The following is a 19,748-nucleotide window of genomic DNA, read 5'->3' on the forward strand; positions in this document are numbered from 1 at the left end:
AGCAGACTGCCCTTATGATGGCAATCTGCTTGTTTTTCGTAATTACAAGCCTTCCACGACGATTGCTTTCCCGGTAGAGTTTGCCCATCTGATTTTTTTCAACGGTTCGTACATTTTTGAGTTGTAAAAGGCTTCGATGCTCGGTTTGTTAGGAAACTCCAAAATGACGAGTCTTTTCGGCTGCCAATCTCCTTCCATCGTCGTTACGTTGCTATCTTGAACGATTGGGCGGCCCCCGAAATGTGCAATGACAGCAAAAATCTGATTTTCGTATTCCTTGAAATTTGCCGGGTTGGAAATATCAATATCAATCACGAGATATGCACTCAAATCCAACAGCTCCTTTCGTTGATGAGGAAAGGCCATATTTCCCTTCCATGCGTTCAGTATACGAACTAGAAAGATGAATTGATCTCGCTTCCCCTAGAGATACAAAAGCAAGCAGCGTTATCTTACAAAGCTGTAAGGTAAATGAAAGCTAAGCTCATAGGAGCCGGCGCGCATGAGGGGTATACTGGGTTTATTGACAAACAAGCAAGGGGAGATCGAATTGGAATTGCTATTTGCACGAAATCTGAACAAAATTTATCCAGGAAAAGTAACCTATAAAGCGTTGACCAACATTGATTTAACGATCCAGCAAGGCGAGTTCGTCGGCATTATGGGGCCATCGGGCAGCGGCAAAACGACGCTGCTGAACATGGTATCGACCATCGACAAGCCCACTTCCGGCGAGCTGCGCATTGCGGGCCAAGACCCGTACGAACTGTCAAGGGAAAAGCTAGCTTTTTTCCGCCGGCGGGAGCTTGGCTTCGTCTTTCAATCGTTTAATTTGCTTGATACGCTAACGGTCAGCGAAAATATTATGCTGCCGCTCACGCTCGACGGCACGAACATCGTGGAAATGAAGCTGCGGGCCGCCTCCATCATGGAAAAGCTCGGCATTGCCGCGCTGGCGGACAAGCGGACCTATGAAATATCCGGCGGCCAGGCGCAGCGTACGGCCATTGCCCGAGCACTTATCCACAGCCCAAAGCTGCTGCTGGCCGACGAGCCGACCGGCAACCTCGATTCCAAATCAGCGCGTGATGTGATGGAGTTGATGAGCAAGCTCAACCGCGAGGACAATGCCACCATGATGCTCGTTACACATGACGCAATGGCGGCGAGCTACTGTCACCGGGTTATTTTTATAAAGGATGGCCAGTTTTACAGTGAAGTGAATTGCGGAGACAACCGCGCGGCTTTTTATCAGAAAATTATTAATATGCTTGCTCTGCTTGGGGGGACTGAAAATGAATTTCCGACAGTTCGCGTTTAATAATGTACTGCGCCGCAAACGGACGTATGCTGCACATTTTATGAGCAGCTCGTTCGCGGTCATGATTTTTTTCATCTATTCGGTGCTGCTGTATCATCCGGATTTGCAGGGGCAAATCGCCGCCAGCAGTCCAACTGCCTCTATGCTTGGGACGATGGGGCTGAAAATTTCGCAATATTTAATCGTTATTTTTTCATTTCTGTTTTTGATGTATTCTGCTGGCGCCTTCCTGAAGGCGCGTAAACGTGAATTCGGCATTTTGATGCTGCTGGGCATGTCCGACAAGCAGTACCGCAGGTTGATTTTTGTGGAAAATATGATCATTGGCCTCCTCTCCACTGTTTTTGGAATCGGCTTTGGCATTTTGTTCACCAAGCTTTTTTTGCTCATAACCGAACGACTGCTGGTGCTGCAAAAAGGACTCGAATTCCTCGTGCCCATCCAAAGCGTGATCATAACGACGGGCGCTTTTTTCATCGTATTTCTGCTCCTGTCCATACTCGCGTCGCGCCTTGGGCGGAAATCTCAGCTGCTTGAGCTGATTCGTTCGGATGAGAAGCCGAAGAAGGAGCCAAAAGCTTCCGTGCTGCTATCGCTGCTTGCTGCCATTCTTTTGCTTGCAGGCTACGGAATGGTCTTTTATTTTGTACTGGGTCGCGCCTTCTCGCTGGCACTGCTCGCAGCCGCCATTGGCTGTGTCATATTGGGGACTTATTTTCTGTTTACACAGCTCAGCGTGTATGTGATTCGTGCGCTGCGCGGACGGGAAAGCTTATTGCTGCGTAAAATCAATTTGCTGACGCTCTCCGATCTCGCTTACCGAATGAGAGACAATGCCAATATGTTTTTTATGGTCGCAACGGTAACGGCGGTCGCCTTGTGCGGCATGGGCACCTGCCTGGCGATCGGTGATCCGAAGCTGTCGGAAAAAGACAATCCCTACGCCTTTATTTATGAATCCTTCGGTGGCGATAGTGAATCTCTAGCTCAGAATGAAAGGCAAACGAAGCAGCACCTGGCGCTATTGGAGCATAGACTATCAGAGGGCGGCTTTGCTTATACGAAAGGCGCTTCGCATATTAAATACACGGAAGATTGGCAGTCGGTCATGAGCCTGTCCGAATACAATCAGCTTGCCACTACACTCGGCTTCTCCGCCGAGACGCTTCATGCGCCCAGTGAAGCCTTTATCGCCTCTGGCAAAGTCTCCCGTGCTCAGAACGTCACGGCATTTGAGCCCGTTGTGGATTTAGGCAACGTTGCGCCGGACGAAAAGCAGCGGAAGCTTACTGTGGTAAAAAGGCTGCCTTCTTTCGTATTAAACAATTACAATGATGTTTACGTCGTATCGGATGACTATTTCCAAGCGATGATCCGCATGAAGGACGACACGAACCAGGTCACGTATTATTATGTCATTCCCAATTGGATCGACACCATCAGCGCAGCGCAGAGCGTTATGAAGGAAATACCGCAGGACACGCAGGGCCATTATTATATACGGTCACTCGTGATTGAATGGTATGAATTCAAGCAGCTTAACGGGCTTTTGCTCATTATTAGCGTGCTTGTGGGCGGCGTCTTTTTCACCTATGCCGTCAGCTTTATCTACTTTAGGCTGTATGCCGATTTGGAGCGGGATGAGAAGCAATACCAGATGATTAGCAAAATCGGCCTCAGCGGCAAGGAGCTGAACCGGCTCGTTACAAGGCAGCTGCTCCTTATGTTTTTCCTGCCCTTTGCGATTGCCCTTGTGCATGGCATCGTCGCTTTTATAAATATTGCGCTGCTGCTCGATATTTCGATGCTGAATGCAGCACTCCTGATCTATATTAGCTTTTTCCTCCTCCAGCTAACCTATTTCCTCATGATTCGCTGGCGGTATTTGCGCCATATGCATCTCAAGCTGACGTAGGCGAGGAGGAAAGTCGCATATAGCCAAAGCTTATGAGTATATAGGAAAAGGGTCTTGGACGCTAATAGAAGCTTTATGCAAAAATAAGGCATATTGATTTTGGCAAAGGACTGATTCGTATGCTGCATTCATTTTTGCTTATCGTATATGGCGTGTTTCTGCCGATTTCGCTGCCTGTGCTTGGAGGAGCTGCCTTGAAGCGCTGGCGGGGACTGGAGACGAAGCCCTTATCGACCATTGCCCTTTATTTGCTCAGCCCGGCTCTTATTTTGGAGACGCTGATCAGCGCCAAGCTGTCAATGGCAGATATTATTCAGACGAGCGCATTCAGCATCATCAATCTGGTCGCTCTCTGGCTCGTGGCTGTTCTCGCCTCTAGGCTGCTGCGGCTTTCTCCAGCAGATCAAGCCGGCCTCACGCTTGTGTCTGTATTTACGAACTGTGTCAACTATGGACTGCCGCTGGTGCTGCTCGCCTTCGGTCAGCTGGGACTAGCCAAAGCATCCGTCTACGTCATCTCGCAAATGATTCTTGTCAATACCGTCGGTGTTTATTTCGCTGCCCGCTCCCATTTCTCGGTGAAAAAAGCGGTCCAATCGGTTTGCAAGCTTCCCGCTTTATACGCCGTTGTGCTCGCCGTCATTATCCGGTTCACCGATATGATTATGCCTGCGGCTGTGGCAGAAGGCCTATCAATGCTGTCGAGCGCCTATGCGCCTGTAGTGCTGATTTTGCTAGGGGCACAGATGGCCGGGGCGCGCAGCAGCAAAAAGTCAGCAGATTCGGTCATGAGCAAGCCGCTCTGGACGGCTATCGCGATCCGTCTGCTGCTTTCTCCAATCATAGCAGCGCTGCTGCTCTGGCTGCTGCAAGTAAAGGGCATGCTGTTCGCCGTCCTGCTTATACTCGCCTCTATGCCGACGGCAGTCAACGCCGTCATTATGGCGGAGCAATTCGAGGCATCGCCAAAGCTCGTTTCCCGCTGTATTTTGTGGACGACGCTCGCCTCCTTTATCGTGCTGCCTTTGCTGATTGTCCTTGTGCAGCCGTCTTGACCTCTTAAGCGAACAGAAAATGACCAGTAAAAAACGTCCAAACCCACCTTTATCAGTGGATTTGGACGTTTTTTGCTTGCTTTGTCACCGCTATAGCGGGGCTGTCATCTATAATGGGCAGCCAGATGCCATAGGTCCATCTGGCAGTTGCAGCGCCCTAATCTTCTTCCGCATCAGCGGCAAAAGCGCGGCGCAGCCTCAGCGGGCGAATCGCAAGCACATAGACGAGTGCTGCAATCGGCGCTGCTGCAGCAGCCAGCAGGCAGTTGGCACGCAGCAGCATAATGCATGACGGAAGCCACATAAGCACGGCAATGATGAGCATCGTCCAGCGGTCAAGCCGGATGAGGCTTTCCAGCCTTTGGGCATCAGGAAGCGGATAAACATGCCGCCATACCGTATAACGATGCGTATGGCGAAGTCCGCCAAGCTGGGCCCCGACAATGAGCATAAATACCGCATAGGCACAGGCAGCCCCCCAGCCGGACAGCCAAACCGCTTCCGCCATCCAATAGGCAATTAGTGCGAACAGAACGAGCAGCCTTAGCAAAATGCCTCCCATTTCCATTCGCAGCATGGAAGCCGCATATAAATAATCGTAAGTAAAGCGGCGGCGATACGGAATAAAGTTCATGATCCAGGAAAGATATTTTCGGCCGGCTGTTCGCGATGGCATCGTAGGCACATCAATAAACAAACCGAAAAAGACGTAATACCTTCTTCTCGTCGCCGACTCTTCTTCGACTAGCCGTTCCCAAGGGATAACGAATCGGCTCGGAAGCTTGTACAGCAGGGCAAATAGCAGGATGAGCAAAATAATAAAGCCTCCTGCATACAGCGGCGCACGGGTGAGCATCCCCGCCCAAGCAAGCGCTGTCGCTCCCCAGCGAGCTACTCGAAACAGCACTCTCATGCCGCTCCAGGCCAGCTGACGCTCGCGCCATGCAGCAGCTGTATTGGCAAAACGAAGCACAGCCGCAGCCAATACCAGCAGCCACATATCCGCTGGAGCGGTGCCCTGCCTGTATATAGGCCAATAAGCAAGCAGCAGGAAGGCGCATAAAGCGACCATAGCGATTATGCTTCGCTTAAAGGAAAGCCCCCAATAACGGCGCATCGCTGATTCCTGCGGCATATGGAAGACGACATCTGCCGCTTGCAGAAAGGTGCGGAAGGGGCTCCAGCAAAGTACGGGCACTAGTGCGACTATGCCAACCAGCGTGGTCGGAAAATCAGCAGGCACGTCCCGAATCAGCTTGAAATAGCTAAGCACTCCGGTAATGACAAACAACGAGAGAAACAGCGGGAAGCCGCTTTGTCCCATATAGCGAAAATACGGCAGCGTCTCCTGGCGGAAGCTTCGCGCACGTTTTTTCCACAACTGCTGCATCGCCTGTTCCTTCAGCTGACGCTGCTCGGGATTAGCTGCTTGCGATTTCGCCGTCATAGCTTGTCTCCTGCAACGAGCTTATAGAACGCATCCTCCAGCGTTCCGCCGCGCATCGCCATGCCCGCCGCTTCGCATACATCGGCTAGCGTTCCGCTGGCAACGATGCGCCCATGATGCATCACAATAAACTTGTCGCAATAAGCTTCGACCGTAGCCAAAATATGCGAGCTCATCAAAATAGCCGAGCCATTCTGCTTCACTTCTACAAGCCGTTCCAGCAAGGAGCGAATGCCGAGCGGGTCCAGCCCAAGAAACGGCTCGTCAATAATATATAATGGCGGCTCGGACAGCAGCGCATTCATAATCATGACCTTCTGCTTCATCCCTTTGGACAGATGGGCGGCAAAAGCTCCTTTTTTCGCATTCATTTGGAACTCGTTCAATAAATCCATTCGCTTCTTATCAAATTCCTGAACAGAAACGCCGTAGGCCATTCCTGTCAGGCGCAAATGCTCCTCAACCGTAAGCTCGTCGAACAGCACCGGCGTTTCCGGCACATACGCAAAGGCAGAGCGGTAGCGGTCCGGATCATCCTCCAGCTTGACGCCGCCAACCTTAACCTCACCCTGCTGCGGCTTCATCAAGCCGAGAATATGTTTAATCGTCGTGCTTTTGCCTGCGCCATTGAGGCCAATTAAGCCGACCATTTCGCCCGGATGCAGCTGGAACGACACATTATGCAGGACAGGACGGCGCGGACTATATCCTCCTGTCAAATCGGCAACTTCCAATACGGGCTCTATCATTATCCATTCACCTTCATAACTATAAAATTAATATCGCTTATTCAGCATACCGAATTTCAAGGCAAAATTCAAAATTTCCCATCCGTATCGTTTCAGAATCGTTTCGGATCTTTGCGTATAATTAAAAAAAGCCCAATTTCCGCTAATGGCTGAAGTTAAAAAGGCTTGCGGAGCGCCCATAAATAATGGTTGGGCGCTCGCTTGCCTCTTCCTTCCATTTTGCTGGAAATGGGGCTTGCATTATAAACTTATTTTGCTTAAAGGCTTAGTCCTTCGTATCGCCCGACTCGCGCTTCGCTTTCAGCCATTTCGGCGCACCTTTATCCTTGCTCTTCTTCTGGCGCTCCTGCTTGGACAGCACCTTCGCCTTCGGTTTTGCCTGAACAGCCGCTTTCTGCGGCTCGTTAGCTGCGGCAGCGCCGCTTCCCGCTGTTCTTGCCTGCGCTGCAGAGCCTGCTGCATCCGTTCTGCGGCTGCCTGGCTGAACATCGCCTAGGCGTCTCTCGCCTTGCGGTGCTTTCCCGCCGGCTCCTTGTCTGAACTCGCCACGCGGCCTCTCGCCTCTCGCGGCCTCTCCTTGCGCGAAGTCGCTGCCCGATGCCTGACGGCTCTTCGGTGCTCCCGTATAATCCGAGCGTTTGAATGAGGCTTTATCGTTCCGCGCTTCCTCAGGTGTAACCAGATTGCCTCTTAACATCGCCTTCTCTGGAAGATCGATGCCGAGCTGCTTGCGGAACTTGTCCATAATAAAATGCTCCTGCGGCGTAACAATGGAAATAACCGTTCCCGTGCGGCCCATACGGCCCGTCCGGCCCGCCCGGTGCACATAATGATCGGCATCAAGCGCAGGCTCTAGGTTGATAACGAGCGGTAAGCCTTCGATATCGAGTCCCCTCGCGGCAACGTCGGTCGCAAGCAATAGCTGGCATGCGCCTTCGCGGAAGCGCGCAAGCGTAGCAGCACGACGCTGCTTGTCAGCATCGCCGTAAAGCGCCTCTACCGTAAACCCCTCATAGCTGAGCTTCGCTTCCCAGTTTGAAATCGTATCCGTCTCATTCAGAAACAGCAATGCCGATTTGGGCTTGAGCATCCGAATGATGCGACGGGCGATATCCGGCTTGTCCCGTTTGTCGCATACGAAATAATAATTCGTAATCGTCTCGGATACGCGATGCTCAGGCGCAACCTGAATGCGGTACGGCTCATTCATCCAGCGGCCTTCAAAGCGGGCCATCTGCTCGGGATAAGTCGCCGAGAAAAAAGCGATCTGACGATTTTGTCCCATTGCAAAAAGTATCGTCTCCACTTCACGCGTCGAGCTCAGCTGGAAAACTTGGTCCACTTCATCAATTACGACCTGATTGACCGCATGCAGCTTGATTTTGCGCAGCTTAAGCAGCTCATGAATACGTCCTGGCGTACCGATGACAATTTGCGGATGCAGCTTGAGCTTCTCTACTTGACGCTTGAGCGCCGCGCCGCCAATTAGCTGCTGTACACGGAGGCCCAGCGGCTTCGCATAAAATTCAGCTACTCGCACGATCTGCATAGCCAGCTCCTGCGTAGGAGCAATAACGACGCCTTGAATTTCTTTCGACGAGGCATTCAGCTTCTGGAGCAAAGGCAGCAAATACGCCAGCGTCTTGCCTGTTCCTGTCTGCGAACGCGCAGAAACGTCCTGCCCTCCGAGCAGTACGGGAATGGCCTCTGCTTGCACCGCAGTAGGCTCCTGGATACCTTCTTCAACTAGCGCTTCCGCCAGCTGTTCATTTAAACCTAAATCCAACCAATTTTGCTTACTCATGTTCGAGTCCTCTCTTGTTCAAAACACTATTTTCGATCCAGCATACCGCCGAATACTCGGTCAATTAGACGTGGAAAAAGCTGATACAGCTTAATGCCAAACGCCGCCGATTTCGGCAAATTAATTTCCGCCTTCCTGCGCTCAATAAGCCGCACGATGGCTTTGACTACATAGTCGGGCTTCATCATAAAGAAGCTGACATTTTTCACATAATTGCCTGACGGATCTGCCAGCGAGAAAAACGGCGTGTCAATCGGTCCGGGATTAACCGCCGATACGACAATCCCTTTGCCCCGCAGCTCCATCCGCAGCGAATTGGTAAAGCCGAGCACCGCATGCTTCGTTGCCGTGTAGGCCGTTGACTTGGCTGAGCCGATCTTGCCTGCGAGTGAGGCAATATTTACGATATGACCGCTGCCTTGGGAAAGCATATATGGCAGCACTGCCTTCGTGCAGCGAACGATACCCATATAATTCGTATCCATCATCTGGTCAAATGCCTCGACCGGCATCGTCTCAAAATATTCGAACTGTCCATAACCAGCATTATTAATCAAAATATCGAGACGCCCATGCTTTTGCAGGACAGATTGAATGACCTGCTGCACATCTTCCATGCTCGTTACATCCATCTGAAAATAGGAGCTATTGCTGCCGATTTCTGCCACTTGCGCTTTCAGCTTCTCCACATTTCGTCCGGTCAGCACCACAATGGCGCCGCGCCGCGCAAGCTGCTTTGCAGCAAGCGCTCCAATCCCGCTGGAAGCGCCGGAAATAAGCACAACTTTGCCATTTAACATCCGTCATCACCTAAAGCTAATTCTACTTGATCAGGGCATTTTAAGCAAAGAAACCTTTGCAAAACATTGCATAGGCTCACGCCATTTTTTGATTTTGGACAATAGGCCTCTACCTCAGTACAATAATAGGGAAAGGGAGGTTAAACAAAATGAAATCCTACAAGGAATTAATGGTGCCGGAGGACGCATGGGGAGAAATTCAAAGCCTTGTATCCGAAGCCGTCAATCCCATTACTATAGTAAGCTGCTCGATCGATGATGGCAGAAAAACGCTGGAGCACCTGCAAGTTACGAATCGCTCCTATTTGGGCGCGATTGCCTTGGAATGCGGAGGAATACTTGTCGATTATGGCTGGTTAAAAATATTAGGGGCAGGAAATGAGCGGCTTTCAGGCTCTTTAGCAACATGGAACAGTCCCATTCAAAATATTTTAGTCGTAGCCTATGATCTAGTTGGCGGCTTCTTCGCCATTCATTCCAATTTTAAAACTGTTTTTTATATGGCGCCTGATACGCTTGAATGGGAAGATACCGAATGTACTTATTCCGAGTTCATAGGCTGGGCGTTGAATGGCGATCTCCAATTATTTTACAAGACCATGCGCTGGGACAGCTGGATTGTGGACTCCCAAACGATACAAGGCGATCAAGCCTTTTCCATCTTCCCCTACCTATGGACGGCCGAAGGGCAAAATATTGAGCAAGCATCCAAAAAGCCCGTAAGCGTACTCGAGCTTTATGAGCTGCATCAGGAAATGGGCAAATCATTAAATACTTTATCCCAGCCGTAGAAAGCTTTGCCTGCAAAAAGATGAAAATATAAATTCAGCTCTTATATCAAACCTTATACATGTAAAAAAACTCCCGAAGGAGTTTTTCGCCGTTACGATTACGATGCTACCAGCACCTGAATATCCAATTCACCAATTCCCTCCATAAGGAGCGGAACGGTTAATGCTTGCTGTGCTTTAAAACCAGCAGCTGCAGCAGACTGAATAACCTTCGGCGGTGTAATATCTACATGGACGCCTTGATTCGATAACATCGTGCTCGCATTCCCGCTAATCATGTTGCCAAGCTCAGAAATGGCGCTTCTGCCCATTTCATCAATTTCAGAAATCGAGAAGCCGCCCATCATAGCCGATATCATCTTCATCGCTACCGATTCGCTTAGTCCAAAAACGATAACAGCGTTCATTTGTCCGTTCAGGCCGATTTGTATCCAAATGTAATTTTCAACGAATTTAACATCTTTCAAGCCTAATTGCCCTGCCGATGGCTTTATCTGGATGACCTGCTCAATTACACTTTTTGCCGCTTCAAGAAACGGATTAATATACTCAGCCTTCATAACGGGAATACGCTCCTTTTCGACAAAGATCGCGATTTTTTATATACCTCATTATACTTTCATAAATAGGACAAGTATACTATTTTTATCATTTTTGAACCTTAAGACCTATGAGTTTATGTTCATTTTCAATTGCTTTACAATCCAATTTGGAGGTTTTTTCGTGCAAAACGCATGGACCCCTATTATTTTCGGACATAAAGTACTAGATGAACGAGGTAAAAGAGCTATGTAATCGGCTTTGCTTTGCACCATATTCTGGATCGCAATAGGCATATGCGTTATGCGCAGCCCATTTGGCCAGATGGCGGGCTCGCGACTCCTTCGGACAAATAACGAATAACACGCCACCCGTTGATTCATCCAATCCGGTGAAGCTCTCTCCCGCCATCCTTTAACGAACTGAATTTATATTGCTTGCGCCTGGTTTGCATGAGCTTTGCGGTAACGGATTCTGAGCAGCCGCAGCCGTTCATACAGCATGTCCACCTGTTCATGCTTCATGCCCTCAGCCCCGTAAACTTGCTGAAGCACGGGCTTCAAGTAACGGTCGCCCGACTGCTCGAACGTTTCCCAGACAAGCTGCTGCTCGGACTCTGGCATATGCAGCAGCTCGCGTGCAATAAGCGGCTCAACATCATAGCCTTCAGCCTCAAGCTGCTCGATTCTGTCCATTATTTCCCTGCGCGACAGCTCGAGGCCTGCGCCTAGCTGCTCCAGTGTCTCCTCGCTGTTCAAACAGCTGATAATCCGCTTTTTCTGCAGCTGCTTGTCCATCTCGTTTTTGAATTTCACTTCCTTCTGCTTGTACAGCCACCTCGTAAAATCTGCCTTGTCCAGCTGCTGCTCTACCCAGTCGAGCGGAAAGCTGGTTTCACGCGCATGGTTCTCTGTAATCGCTAAAATTTCAGCCCCATATCGATTTTGCTTGCTCTCTCCCCAGCCGGGAATTTGCAGCAGCTCCTCGGCCGTATGCGGTACAAACGTGCTGAACATCCATAACATCCGGTTCGTTGCAACAAGGTAAGCTGACCTCTTCTCTCCTCCTGCTTTAGCTCTGCGCCAATCTCTTAATTGCTCAAACAAGGCTTGATCCGCATTCAGCTCGCCATAACACTGCACCATAGCCTGCAAGCTTCCCATTCCCGTATTGCGCCGGCCTTCCAGCATAGATTCGATGACGGGCGTATAGCCCTCTCCCATTCGTACTGCCACCCCATGGCGGAAGGCGAGCAGCATGTCCTCCCAGGAGATGCCTTCAAACCAGACATCAGGTGCAGTTGCCGTATGCTCGCCATCGGCCCATAGCACCGACCATATGCCCTCATGTTCACAAATTGACAATTGCGCAGTTTGTACGCCCTCCTCCATCGAGGATTTTTCAAATGTGTTCAAAAAGAAAATTTGCATCTTCTCATCTCTCCCAGTCTGCTTCATTTTCGAATAAAAGGACATAAAAAAAAAGCACCTCCCCATAGCTCAACCAGAGCAATAGAGAGGTGCTTCCTCACGTTCAAATATTCGATTAGCAGTATATTATCATATGATTTTCAATCTGACAAGCCTTTATATACGGCGGCAACCTTATGTTTTGCATGATGCCCTGTGAACAGGGAACAATGAAAGCGCGGGTGTTGTAATTGCAAGATGGACTAGGAAAGGATGATCCACATGGACGGTTTTACCGAAGAAGACCGCAAACGCTCCACCGATGTCTCTACCGTAGAATCACAGCGAAATGACCTCGTGCCGGAGGAATTCCCTGAAGGGCCTTACGCAGCGGAGCGGCCAGGCCTTCCGCTGGGCAAAAGCTCGCCTTGGCGCCAAGACCAGCGCCCTAACAACCGTTTCAGCTATGAAAACCGCTCGCTGCATGCCGATTTGAAACGTGAATATCCCGGAGCGGATGATGAATTTGTGCTCTCCTCCGAGACAGAAGAAGAGGAACAAAGCTAGAGACGGCTAATGTGCTCAAGCCTGTTCAACAAGTTCTACCTACAGCCGGAAAGCAACTAGCAACGGAAAAAAAGCGTTCAGCGAGACGACGTCTCGCTGAACGCTTTTTTGGCTATTGCCGCTTCAATGCAGGCCACAGTCTTTTTCACACTATGCTGTCATAGTTGTGCTGTCAAGCTGTCCATTAAGGAGCTTGGAAGCAGCCGTTACCATTTCGGCAAGGAGCTGAATACAAGCGCATTGCTGAGCTCGCGTCCGGCTGGCGTAATTTGCTTGCCGTTCGCATACAAGCCGGAAGATGCGCCGCCGTCCAAGTTCATCGCCTGCTTAGCCCCTAAGCTGACCATAATTTGTCCCCATTGCTTTATCGTCGCAGCCGGAACTGTAACTAGCAAAATCGAACCGTCATTCATAATCGCAATTCCGCTTCGCGCGCCAGAATCGGTCAAAATTTTCGGGCTCACGAAACCTTCATTCGCCGGATCAACGGCCAGCTTGCCATCCTTCACTAGACGGGGGCCCGCACCAATTGCGGTATGCACCTCGCTCCAGTCAATCGCCTTGCCCGAAACATCGTTATAGCTGACGGTGTAGTCAACGTAACTGCCTTTTTGGAAACGGCTCGCCAAATGCTCCTCCTCACCTGTAAAGAAGAGGACATATCCGTCCTTCGGAATTTCGACATTCGTATTTTTGCTGACCTTCGTGACGACACCTTTGCTCACCGTTACGGCAGAGCCTGTGGTCATGCCGATTTTGCTTCCGCGCTTCGGCGTATACATGATGGCTGCCGTTCTGCCTGGAGTAGGCGTCCGATTAACGAAATACACGTACCAGCTTTGCGAGGATTTCCCGGCACTGCTTACTTTGCCGCTTATCTTCACCTGCAGCGTGTCCATTAGCGCCGACCCGTCCCATTGAAAGCCAATGCTCGTACCCGTATTTCCAATATGCTCGACAACGCCATCGCTAATAATGTTGCCATAAGGCTCAGGAATGCCGCCATAGGATTCAAAATACGTGCCATTGATTGCGGCCGCTGCATTGTACAATGAAGCAATTCCAGATAAGCCCTGCGTCAACCCGACCGTTCTGCTAGACAAGCCTGCTGTTACGGGCATTCCTTTAGGAATCGCTACGGTTTGAACGTTGAAGGAACGTCCCCCTGCGGATACGCGCTTCGAAGCCGCTACAGCCTTGTAAGAAGTTGATGCTCCGCGGATCGTTACCGGAAGCTCAAGCTTGCCCTTATAGGAAGCGGAAGTCACATGAACGCGGATTTTAGTTTTCCCTGCAGCAACAGGGATAATAACGCCATCGCTGTTCACGCGCGCTACCGCGCCATTGCCTGATTCATACCGCAGCGCCACCGGCTCTGACAGCTTCAGCTTCGCGAGCAGCGGAAGCCTTTCATTCAGCGCAACCGTTACGGCGGATGCCGGGTATGTGATTGTCACATTTTTCACTGTCGATTGTGCTTCAGCAGCATATGCCGCACCGCCCAAGGTATAGGCCGTCTCGCCGCCCGCCGAGCTTAGCAGCAGAATTGCCGCTCCGCCGACCAAGGCAGTGCGCTGCATGTTTTTTTTCCATGATGACTGGTTTAATGATTTCATTGCTGTTTCTAGTCCTCCCTATTCAACTCCAAAATTAGGCTCTTATACCTATATCGGCAGAACTAGGGAACAAGTGAACCATTTAGTCCAACTTTGTCTATTCCTTAGGCAAATAGCTTCGTCTGACCTCCAAATTCTTTTGAAGAATAGATCGCTTCCTTCATCATTTCGAATGGACTCGATGTATGTTTCGATATTCTCCTGGAGGAATTTCTTGAATCTTTTTGAATGCTCTGTAAAATGAAATGACGTTCTGATAACCGATCTGCTCCGCAATGGATTGAATCGGCTCATCCGTCTCGGATAATAAACGTTTCGCATATTCAAGCCTGACTCTCAGAACGTAATCAATAAATTTCTCGCCTAGCTCTTCCTTAAAAAGCTGGCTTAATGAACTGGGCTGAAGTTTAAGATAGGCGCTGACCCCCGAAAGAGAAAGAACAGGATCAGCAAAATGCGTATCGATATAGCTTTTGGCTTGGAAAGCGATACTATGATGTCTTCTAGCTTGACGATCTTGAGCTGCAATCGCTTCGAATGCCGACATGGTGCTCATAAGCTCTTCCTCAAGCTCGTTCAACGTCTCCGGATGATTACAAAGCTCTGTGAACTTATACAGAAATTCATTCTTCCATATTTGTTGAATTCCCGGATACAATACGTTGATTTCTTTCTCCATTTGCATTACAAAGCTTTGAACGAACGCAGACATCTCCTGTTTGTCAAATCTCATCTCTCTTAGCTGCTTGAACAGCTGTATCAGTTTTTCATTCCAATCGCATTCATTCTTTCGGAACGAATGTACAATACTCTCTATTGCTTGCAAATAGGCGTACTTGTCAATACTAACTTTTCCTGAGCTTACACGATTATCAATCACCGTATTCGTTCCTATAACCGGCTTTAAACAAACATTCTCCTTAGCATTGCGATACGATTCCGCGATTGTCTCAATGCTATCTGAGTCTGCACCAATTCCTATCGTTACCGTCAACTCCAGATTGTGCCCAATCCAGGCTTGAAATTCACTCGCAAGCTCTGCTGTAGATTTCAAAACCGATGTTTCTGACTTGCATTGATGAACAACAAACGCAATACGATTCGGCTCCATCCAAGCATGCCAAACAAAAAGCTTATACTGCTGTCCTAAATCGTGAAAAGCGTTTTCTATAATAAATTTGAGTAACTGCTGATCACTTGGTTTATACTTTTCCGTGAAACGTGTATAATAATCCATTTCAACGATGATGACACCGAGGCGATCGAATAGATACGGCATGTTAAGAACAGTCATTTGGGTCTCGAACTGCTTGTCGGTCAAGGTCTGATGCCCTGCCAGCAAATCGTAGAATAGACGTTGCTGGCGAAGCAGACTATCTTCCTTATACAAGCTTTCATAGTCTGAGGACTTCTTAAGCAGCTGATCCAATGCCATTTCAATGAACGTGAATTCGTTTTTCACATGATTCACGCCGACCTCTTCACTTTTTCTCATGAAGCATTGCCCCATCTTATTGAGGATGGCTTGAATCGGTTTATAGTAAATATGTGTTACTAGAGTAAAACCAGCAAGGGCCAATACGATAATAATGACCACGATTAACATCCATCTGCCGGAAAAAACAGATAACGCTGCATAACTTTTATCAGCTGCACTACTCGAATAGTATGCCCAGCCTGTATATTCAGAATAAACAATATTCGTGGAGTCAGTTATCCCCTCCTTCGAATTTGCAAGATCAAAATTTCTTTTATCCATTAATCCAAACGAACTGTAATCGCTTTCACTTATGCTGTTTAAATGATCCAAGATAGAGTTAACCTTCACGTTAACAACGATAGCGCCCTGCTTCTTATTCCCATGATAATAATGCTTCATGAGCGAAACAACCTTCTGCGAGTTCTCGTCGAAGCCCCATTCATCTACTAATCGCGGGACTGTCCATTTCTCAGTCGTGGATTGCGCATAATTAGCCTGAATGAAGGAGATATCTCCAAATGATTGGAGGGAGTATGTACCTGAATCGGAAATGATTCGTTGTTCAGCTTCATTATAGATATATATCGAATTAGGTAATGGAAAGGAAGCTTTCATTTCCGTTAATTTTTTCTGAATCTCAAAATCGTCAAAGGCTGTCTTTGGACGTTCTGAGTAAAATTTCTGCAGCCATTTATCCGATAAGAGCTCGCTGGCCATATTTCGTTCGATCAGCTTTAAGCTGGCGTCCGTGTTATATACCATCCGTTCCAGAATGGCTTGATTAGTCTCGATATATTTATTATCCGAATCGTGATGCAGCACCATAAAAAAAATAAATAGGAGGGAGGAAATGACGACAGAGAAAATAGAGGTATAGGATAGTATCATACGGTAATACCAATTCATCTTCTTCACAGAAAACACTCCCATTCTGCGGACAGTCTAACCTATCGCCCAATCTCCTTCTCAATTATATATAATATGGAAAATAAAGAAAAGATGAGTGCCTATAGTTTATACTTTGTAAAGTATAGTTCCAACAAAAAACGTCCCATCGACTTGGGACGTATGGCAAGGCTCAATAATGGGGTTCTATCCAATTCGTCTTCATCATGGCCGCTACGCGATCCCGATTCGGCGAAACGCCATAATAACGTTTGTAAATGGAGCCAAATTGGGAACTGGATACATAACCTATCGAATGAGCGATTTCTTTCATTTTCATAGTCGTGCTTCGAACAAACACGCTAGCCTTTCTCATACGAATCTGCTGCAAATGCTGCATCGGGGATACCTGATACACTCTCGTATACACGCTGCTCAAATAGACGGGATGGCAGCCTACTAATTTCGAAAGGTCGTGAAGCGTAAGCGGCTTCTCATAATGCAGCAGCATATAGCGATAAACGAAACTTATACGTTTGTCGACCTGTTCATATGACCTGCGGGCTGATTCCATTCCGCATCCTTTTCTTATCGGATTCGACTGGATAAATAATCGAAGATACCGCTCTAATGCATGGATATCCTGTTCAGTCTGAACAGGCTTTTTCAATAGCTGCTGTGCCATTTCCCGATCAGCCGGTTTGGTAATTGAAATCGTCCACTCCGCTTTCTCGTCTGAGGGATCGCCTTCTATATTGTAGACAATCCCTTTATAGCTAATCGTAAGATCATGCTGTGGCGCGATGCACAGTGGCCCGGTAGCAAGCAAAATCTCCTCTCTACCTAAAGAAATGGATCGCTGCTCCTGCATTAGCTCCATTGGATTAAGCGCCAGCAGCAGCATGATTTGATCCCCTTGGATTAGCTGCAATGGACGTTGCGACTTCCTGTTTATCGTAATCGACTGTTGAGATATTAAGGAATAGAATTGAATCTTCAACATGACCTTGTTCCTCCGTCTCTCCGCCAAATCCCGATTATTCAGGCAGCTTCAAGATTTGATTAACAATTGCTTCTAAAGAAGCAGATTCCTCATTGTAGACAATTAAATCAGGCTGCGATGGTTCTTCAAAATCCATATCCATACCAACAACCTCCTGTACCTGTCCATTCAAAGCCCCAGTATACAGCTCCTTCTGGTTACGAGCAATTAGCGTATCTTTGGATACGCGCAAGTAGATTTCATAATAATGCGAAATATTCGCCTTGTTCCAGGCCCGACAGGAATGGAACATAGAGATCGTCGCGCATACCACATCCAACCCTTGCAAAGCCAGCATCCTGCACATCCTTGCATTACGCATGGCACTTACGTGTCGGTCAGCGATAGAGTAGCCAAGATCATGGCCGAAAGCCTCCCTTAGCATATCGCCGTCAAGAAAAACAACCGCATCGCTTTGTGCCTTCAACCTAGCATATACTTGTTTACCTATTGTGGTTTTCCCTGAGCCCGCAAGTCCCGTAATCCAATATACGCGGCCCGATTCGTTCAACTTGTTCCCTCCTCGGCTCTATTCAAGCAATCTAACAGCTGCATGAGAAGCTCGCTTTCTTTCATGCAAGCATCCAAATAAGGCCGCATAGTCAATGCATAGGCTTGCGCATCTGGCCGATCCGGCTTGACATAATATTGAACGACCTTGGTTCGGATTAACGTCCAATTGTTGTACAGATCAGTGAAACCCTTATGCAATTCATCATAGTCATTACGATCGAATATGCCTTGCTTTTGCAAATAGTCAATCAGCATTAGATTGCGTTCCTGATAAAATAACGAGTATGTCAGTCGGTGAGTCACACTGGAGTTCAGGGCATTGGCAGAGAGAGTAATCTCACTAAACTGATCGCGAAGGTATTCCAATACACCTAGACCTCTCTTTATCGTCTTTTCCTCCGTTACGACAGTTTCGCCGTAAAGCTGTTTTTCGATGTTCGACTGAATGATTCTGTAAGGAAACTGCGGATCCAGCTGCTCCTTAATAACGCGTAGCCCCAATCCAAACAACTGATCTGCGGGAATCGAATCGTAGGAAAGCTGGAAATCCTGGTAGCTTAATTCATGCTTAATGATATTTCCTGGTGGAATGCAGTCTTCCACCATATAGAAAGTGGATAGCTCGTCGCTATACCCATAGATCAATACGGGATGAATCAAATTCGTTTTACGGCATTCCAGGCAGAAGGGAAAATGGAAACGATTCAATCGCAGTATACAATACATGCCCTCATTCAAATAACCTTTGACGAGCTCAACTACATTGGTATCTGTATAGAGTGACAATTCTACTTTCTGAAAATATTCATCGTATAGTTCGTCTGGCAAATTCCTTGTCATATACGGGACAAGTTCCCCATTCTCTTGTTTTTCCTTGTAAGCTGCGTCAGTTATTAATTCACACCTCGGAATCTCTATTTCGTATTGCGATGTAATAAGAGGGACCAAGCATTCAAAAGCCGAATCCCTCGTCATTAAAATGGCGATTACATTATTCCAGTAACAATCAATTCGGTTCTTGTTATAGGGTACAAAGTCCAGTTGGAACACCGTAATTCCCTCCTTCCGGTTTATAGCCTGTCTCCATACTCGTTCTCATAGAGCAGCAGGTCTGATTCGTGATCAACCTCTAACCATAGTCCGCGATAAGGAATTGCCTTAATGGCAATCCCCTGTTCGATTAATCCGGCTAGCAAAGCTGTCAAATCCATGCGCTCCACTAGGCTTTGATCCTGTATGGAGAGAAATTGCTGAATGATCCGCCACCCCTTTGGCGAAATACGGAGCAGCCCCATGAATTGCCCCTCCACCTCCTGAAGAGTTGTTGGCCTGTCCCCGATTTCAATCACTCGGCTGTCGCTCCCCAGTCTGAACGTTTCGGCATCGCTTAACGGATTAGGGAATCGGGCTTCCCATAAGGGAAGCCAGTTGATATTGTAAGGAATGACAATATCGTCATCTTCATCTGCGCCCAGCATAAGCTCAATAACCTCAGACGTATAGACGATATCGGTATAGCTAACGATGCAAGGCTCGCGCTCCAGCCAATCGGAAGCACAGCACAGACTGGCAAGCATATTCGTTCGTTCCCAATCCCTATTCTCGAAGTATGTTGCTCCAGCCACTTGTATCCTACCCGCCATATATCCGCGGACGATCGCGATATCGCGGATGGAAGCCTCGTGGAACGCTTCAAGCTGTCGATCAATTAATCGTTTGCCTAGCAGCATGGTGCGGCATTTCGGCTCATGCAGGGTATGGGAGCCTAATCTGCTTCCACGTCCTGCCGCCAATAGAATAGCTTTCATCTCATG

Annotated in this window: 18 protein-coding genes; 5 read left to right on the forward strand and 13 right to left on the reverse strand. The window is 48.3% G+C overall.

Going from position 1 to position 19,748, the window contains the following annotated elements; genetic code table 11:
- Positions 1–42: 42 nt before the first annotated feature.
- Complete coding sequence (locus tag AC50X8_RS02685) at positions 43–330, reverse strand: DUF1330 domain-containing protein (protein ID WP_063892510.1); 288 nt, start codon at positions 328–330, stop codon at positions 43–45.
- 220 nt (positions 331–550) lie between these two features.
- Here AC50X8_RS02685 and AC50X8_RS02690 point away from each other — a divergent pair, with 220 nt between their 5' ends.
- The 3 genes from AC50X8_RS02690 (at position 551) to AC50X8_RS02700 (ending at position 4,291) form a co-directional block, all read left to right on the forward strand.
- Positions 551–1,321: an ABC transporter ATP-binding protein gene (locus AC50X8_RS02690; RefSeq protein WP_056032841.1), complete on the forward strand. Its 771-nt coding sequence runs from the start codon at positions 551–553 to the stop codon at positions 1,319–1,321.
- A complete protein-coding gene (locus AC50X8_RS02695; RefSeq protein WP_494878465.1) occupies positions 1,296–3,236 on the forward strand; it encodes an ABC transporter permease in 1,941 nt (646 codons plus the stop codon). The genes AC50X8_RS02690 and AC50X8_RS02695 overlap by 26 nt, the downstream gene beginning before the upstream one ends.
- A 119-nt stretch (positions 3,237–3,355) precedes the next feature.
- Positions 3,356–4,291: an AEC family transporter gene (locus AC50X8_RS02700; RefSeq protein WP_056030358.1), complete on the forward strand. Its 936-nt coding sequence runs from the start codon at positions 3,356–3,358 to the stop codon at positions 4,289–4,291.
- Between the two features lie 157 nt (positions 4,292–4,448).
- Here AC50X8_RS02700 and AC50X8_RS02705 read toward each other — a convergent pair whose 3' ends face one another.
- The 4 genes from AC50X8_RS02705 to AC50X8_RS02720 all read right to left on the reverse strand — a co-directional run bounded on the left by AC50X8_RS02705 (position 4,449) and on the right by AC50X8_RS02720 (position 9,091).
- The gene (locus AC50X8_RS02705; protein WP_494857896.1) at positions 4,449–5,738 is read right to left on the reverse strand and encodes an ABC transporter permease; all 1,290 of its coding nucleotides are present in this window, start codon (positions 5,736–5,738) and stop codon (positions 4,449–4,451) included.
- Positions 5,735–6,487, reverse strand: a complete 753-nt coding sequence (locus AC50X8_RS02710; RefSeq protein ID WP_056030364.1) for an ABC transporter ATP-binding protein — start codon at positions 6,485–6,487, stop codon at positions 5,735–5,737. The genes AC50X8_RS02705 and AC50X8_RS02710 overlap by 4 nt, the downstream gene beginning before the upstream one ends.
- A 265-nt stretch (positions 6,488–6,752) precedes the next feature.
- A complete protein-coding gene (locus AC50X8_RS02715; protein ID WP_494878467.1) occupies positions 6,753–8,291 on the reverse strand; it encodes a DEAD/DEAH box helicase in 1,539 nt (512 codons plus the stop codon).
- Positions 8,292–8,317: 26 nt separating this feature from the next.
- Positions 8,318–9,091: an SDR family NAD(P)-dependent oxidoreductase gene (locus AC50X8_RS02720; protein WP_056030368.1), complete on the reverse strand. Its 774-nt coding sequence runs from the start codon at positions 9,089–9,091 to the stop codon at positions 8,318–8,320.
- A gap of 149 nt (positions 9,092–9,240) precedes the next feature.
- On the opposite strand from AC50X8_RS02720, the gene AC50X8_RS02725 reads away from it, so the two are divergent.
- Positions 9,241–9,882, forward strand: coding sequence for a DUF2625 family protein (locus tag AC50X8_RS02725; protein WP_056030371.1), 642 nt, complete (start codon positions 9,241–9,243; stop codon positions 9,880–9,882).
- Positions 9,883–9,980: 98 nt separating this feature from the next.
- On the opposite strand, the gene AC50X8_RS02730 is transcribed toward AC50X8_RS02725, so the two are convergent.
- Together AC50X8_RS02730 and AC50X8_RS02735 are read right to left on the reverse strand one after the other, a co-directional pair.
- A complete protein-coding gene (locus tag AC50X8_RS02730) occupies positions 9,981–10,442 on the reverse strand; it encodes a chemotaxis protein CheX (RefSeq protein ID WP_056030374.1) in 462 nt (153 codons plus the stop codon).
- Positions 10,443–10,850: 408 nt separating this feature from the next.
- Positions 10,851–11,879, reverse strand: a complete 1,029-nt coding sequence (locus AC50X8_RS02735) for an HRDC domain-containing protein (RefSeq protein WP_494878469.1) — start codon at positions 11,877–11,879, stop codon at positions 10,851–10,853.
- Between the two features lie 234 nt (positions 11,880–12,113).
- On the opposite strand from AC50X8_RS02735, the gene AC50X8_RS02740 reads away from it, so the two are divergent.
- On the forward strand, positions 12,114–12,398 hold the full coding sequence (locus tag AC50X8_RS02740; RefSeq protein ID WP_494857888.1) for a hypothetical protein: 285 nt from the start codon (positions 12,114–12,116) through the stop codon (positions 12,396–12,398).
- A gap of 206 nt (positions 12,399–12,604) precedes the next feature.
- Here AC50X8_RS02740 and AC50X8_RS02745 read toward each other — a convergent pair whose 3' ends face one another.
- The 6 genes from AC50X8_RS02745 to AC50X8_RS02770 all read right to left on the reverse strand — a co-directional run bounded on the left by AC50X8_RS02745 (position 12,605) and on the right by AC50X8_RS02770 (position 19,742).
- Positions 12,605–14,014: a phosphodiester glycosidase family protein gene (locus tag AC50X8_RS02745; RefSeq protein WP_494857887.1), complete on the reverse strand. Its 1,410-nt coding sequence runs from the start codon at positions 14,012–14,014 to the stop codon at positions 12,605–12,607.
- 163 nt (positions 14,015–14,177) lie between these two features.
- A complete protein-coding gene (locus AC50X8_RS02750) occupies positions 14,178–16,400 on the reverse strand; it encodes a helix-turn-helix domain-containing protein (RefSeq protein WP_494858757.1) in 2,223 nt (740 codons plus the stop codon).
- Between the two features lie 172 nt (positions 16,401–16,572).
- Complete coding sequence (locus tag AC50X8_RS02755; RefSeq protein WP_494857885.1) at positions 16,573–17,382, reverse strand: helix-turn-helix transcriptional regulator; 810 nt, start codon at positions 17,380–17,382, stop codon at positions 16,573–16,575.
- Between the two features lie 34 nt (positions 17,383–17,416).
- A complete protein-coding gene (locus AC50X8_RS02760; RefSeq protein ID WP_494878471.1) occupies positions 17,417–17,932 on the reverse strand; it encodes an adenylyl-sulfate kinase in 516 nt (171 codons plus the stop codon).
- Complete coding sequence (locus AC50X8_RS02765; RefSeq protein ID WP_494878473.1) at positions 17,929–18,774, reverse strand: hypothetical protein; 846 nt, start codon at positions 18,772–18,774, stop codon at positions 17,929–17,931. The genes AC50X8_RS02760 and AC50X8_RS02765 overlap by 4 nt, the downstream gene beginning before the upstream one ends.
- Positions 18,775–19,004: 230 nt before the next feature.
- Positions 19,005–19,742, reverse strand: a complete 738-nt coding sequence (locus tag AC50X8_RS02770) for a phosphocholine cytidylyltransferase family protein (protein WP_494878475.1) — start codon at positions 19,740–19,742, stop codon at positions 19,005–19,007.
- Positions 19,743–19,748: the final 6 nt, after the last annotated feature.

The sequence above is a fragment of the Paenibacillus sp. JT22N15 genome (assembly GCF_059383755.1).